The 3,448-nt window shown below is 50.4% G+C and carries 3 tRNA genes and 1 rRNA gene; all 4 read right to left on the bottom strand.

The features are described 5' to 3' along the window. Nucleotides 1-77: 77 nt before the first annotated feature. Nucleotides 78-150: transfer RNA gene (locus ARB69_RS23205), tRNA-Thr, on the bottom strand. A gap of 99 nt (nt 151-249) precedes the next feature. Further along, a tRNA-Glu gene (locus tag ARB69_RS23200) sits at nt 250-321 on the bottom strand. 56 nt (nt 322-377) lie between these two features. Next, nucleotides 378-449 (bottom strand) — tRNA-Asn (locus ARB69_RS23195). Nucleotides 450-522: 73 nt separating this feature from the next. After that, nucleotides 523-3,419 (bottom strand): 23S ribosomal RNA (locus tag ARB69_RS23190). Nucleotides 3,420-3,448 lie beyond the last annotated feature (29 nt).

Below are 3,448 nucleotides of genomic sequence, written 5' to 3'. Positions count from 1 at the left end.
GACCGATCGGTTATGAGCCGATTGCTCTAACCAACTGAGCTAAAGGTCCACGTGTATTATGTCCCAAAAAGGAACAAAGCCGATGATCGGACTCGAACCGATAACCTGCTGATTACAAATCAGCTGCTCTGCCAATTGAGCCACATCGGCATATTACATTACATCTCTCAGAGCAACTGATTTGTAATCAGCACTCTGCCTGCGATTGACGTGATCAATCTTAATGAATTGAACCACATCGGCATAAAATGACTCCTACGGGAATCGAACCCGTGTTACCGCCGTGAAAGGGCGATGTCTTAACCGCTTGACCAAGGAGCCGCATAAAATCATATATAAAGTTTTGTAGACCGTAAGTAGTGCTCACGGTCTACAAGCTCCCCGAGTTGGGCTCGAACCAACGACCCTTCGGTTAACAGCCGAATGCTCTACCACTGAGCTATCGAGGAATATGATACTATATCTGTGTACCTTCAAAACTGCATACAAAGAACTAAATACATCCATTTCCTATCACCTTGCTTGGTTATGCCCTCGACCTATTAGTAACAGTCAGCTCCATATGTTGCCATACTTCCACCTCTGTCCTATCTACCTCGTCGTCTTCAAGGGGTCTTACTAACTTGACGTTATGGGATATCTCATCTTGAGGGGGGCTTCACGCTTAGATGCCTTCAGCGTTTATCCCTTCCCGGCTTGGCTACTCTGCTATGCTCTTGGCAGAACAACAGATACACCAGCGGCCAGTCCAACCCGGTCCTCTCGTACTAAGGTCAGCTCCTCTCAAATATCCTACGCCCACGCCGGATAGGGACCGAACTGTCTCACGACGTTCTGAACCCAGCTCGCGTACCGCTTTAATGGGCGAACAGCCCAACCCTTGGGACCTACTTCAGCCCCAGGATGCGATGAGCCGACATCGAGGTGCCAAACCACTCCGTCGATGTGAACTCTTGGGAGTGATAAGCCTGTTATCCCCAGGGTAGCTTTTATCCGTTGAGCGATGGCAATCCCACTTTATACCACCGGATCACTAAGTCCTACTTTCGTACCTGCTCCACCCGTCGGTGTCGCAGTCAAGCCTTCTTATGCCTTTGCACTCTGCGAATGGTTTCCAACCATTCTGAGAAGACCTTTGAGCGCCTCCGATACCCTTTCGGAGGCGACCGCCCCAGTCAAACTCCCCACCTGACATTGTCCCCCAGCCGGATCACGGCTGATGGTTAGAAACCCAATACTGCAAGGGTGGTATCCCAACAGCGGCTCCCTTACAACTGGCGTCATAAGTTCAAAGCCTCCCACCTATCCTGTACATGCAATACCGAATCCCAGTATCAAGCTGGAGTAAAGCTCCATGGGGTCTTTCCGTCCTGGCGCAGGTAACCAGCATCTTCACTGGTACTTCAATTTCACCGGGTGCATTGTTGAGACAGTGCCCAAATCATTACGCCTTTCGTGCGGGTCGGAACTTACCCGACAAGGAATTTCGCTACCTTAGGACCGTTATAGTTACGGCCGCCGTTTACTGGGGCTTAAGTTCAAAGCTTCGCTTGCGCTAACCTCTCCCCTTAACCTTCCAGCACCGGGCAGGCGTCAGCCCATATACCTCACCTTTCGGTTTTGCATAGACCTGTGTTTTTGCTAAACAGTTGCTTGGGCCAATTCTCTGCGGCCTCTCGCGAGGCACCCCTTCTCCCGAAGTTACGGGGTCATTTTGCCGAGTTCCTTAACAATGCTTCTCCCGTCGGCCTTAGGATTCTCTCCTCATCCACCTGTGTCGGTTTACGGTACGGGTTTTAACTGAACAATAGCGGCTTTTCTTGGCAGCTAGCTCACGCACTTCGCTACTTTAGTTCGCTCCGCATCACGTCTTCGGATTGTATACCGGATTTGCCTGATATACTCCTACCCCGCTTGCACCGGATTTTCCACTCCCGGCTTGCGCTTTCTCTCTGCGTCCCCACAGTTCTGTCAGTTAAAAGTACAGGAATTTCAACCTGTTGTCCATCGACTACGTCTTTCGACCTCGCCTTAGGCCCCGACTTACCCAGAGCAGATCAGCTTTACTCTGGAAACCTTAGATATTCGGCCGGAAGGATTCCCACCTTCCTCTCGCTACTCATTCCGGCATTCTCTCTTCTTAACACTCCACTGCTCCTTACGGTACAGCTTCGTCGCAGTTAAGAATGCTCCTCTACCAATTAACATTCGTTAATTCCTAAGCTTCGGTAGTGTGTTTCAGCCCCGGACATTTTCGGCGCAGGACCTCTCGACTAGTGAGCTATTACGCACTCTTTCAATGAATGGCTGCTTCTGAGCCAACATCCTAGTTGTCTTCGAAATCCCACATCCTTTTCCACTTAACACACATTTTGGGACCTTAGCTGTAGGTCTGGGCTCTTTCCCTTTTGACCATCCAACTTATCTCGGACAGTCTGACTCCCATACATCATCTACACGGCATTCGGAGTTTGATATTCTTTGGTAAGCTTTGACGCCCCCTAGGAAATTCAGTGCTCTACCTCCGCAAGACTTGAGTATGAGGCTAGCCCTAAAGCTATTTCGAGGAGAACCAGCTATCTCCGGGTTCGATTGGAATTTCTCCCCTATCCACACCTCATCCCCACCCTTTTCAACGGATGTGGGTTCGGTCCTCCATTGCCTTTTACGGCAACTTCAACCTGGACATGGATAGATCACCCGGTTTCGGGTCTACTCCGACTGACTATGATCGCCCTATTCAGACTTGGTTTCCCTTCGGCTCCGGGCCTTTGGCCCTTAACCTCGCCAGCCAGCGTAACTCGCCGGACCGTTCTACAAAAAGTACGCGGTTGCACCTATATAGTGCTCCCACAGTTTGTAAACATATGGTTTCAGGTTCTCTTTCACTCCCCTCCCGGGGTCCTTTTCACCTTTCCTTCACAGTACTATGCGCTATCGGTCACTAAGGAGTATTTAGCCTTACGGGGTGGTCCCCGCATATTCCCACAAGGTTTCTCGTGTCTCGTGGTACTCTGGATACCGCCATGTCATGTTGGATTTTGCTTACGGGGCTTTCACCCTCTCTGGCCAGCTTTCCCAAAACTGTTCTGCTATCTTCCATGAATCAATTATGCGGTCCGAACCCCAGGGTGCACGCACCCTGGTTTGGGCTCTTCCGGTTTCGCTCGCCGCTACTTCCGGAATCACATGTTGTTTTCTCTTCCTCCGGCTACTTAGATGTTTCAGTTCACCGGGTTCCCTTCCTTAACTTATGGATTGGGTTAAGGATACTGGAGGTCTGCTCCAGTGGGTTTCCCCATTCAGAAATCTCCGGATCGATGGGTATTTGCCCCTCCCCGAAGCTTATCGCAGCTTATCACGTCTTTCATCGGCTCTTAGTGCCAAGGCATCCACCATACGCTCTTATTAGCATAACCAACTTGCCTTCTCTCACGGGTTGGAGTTC

It is taken from the genome of Faecalicatena contorta, assembly GCF_001404335.1.
Classification (GTDB): Bacteria; Bacillota; Clostridia; order Lachnospirales; family Lachnospiraceae; genus Faecalicatena; species Faecalicatena contortus_B.
The sequence above is the reverse complement of the archived record's forward strand: the minus strand, read 5'-3'. Positions and strand labels throughout refer to the sequence as shown.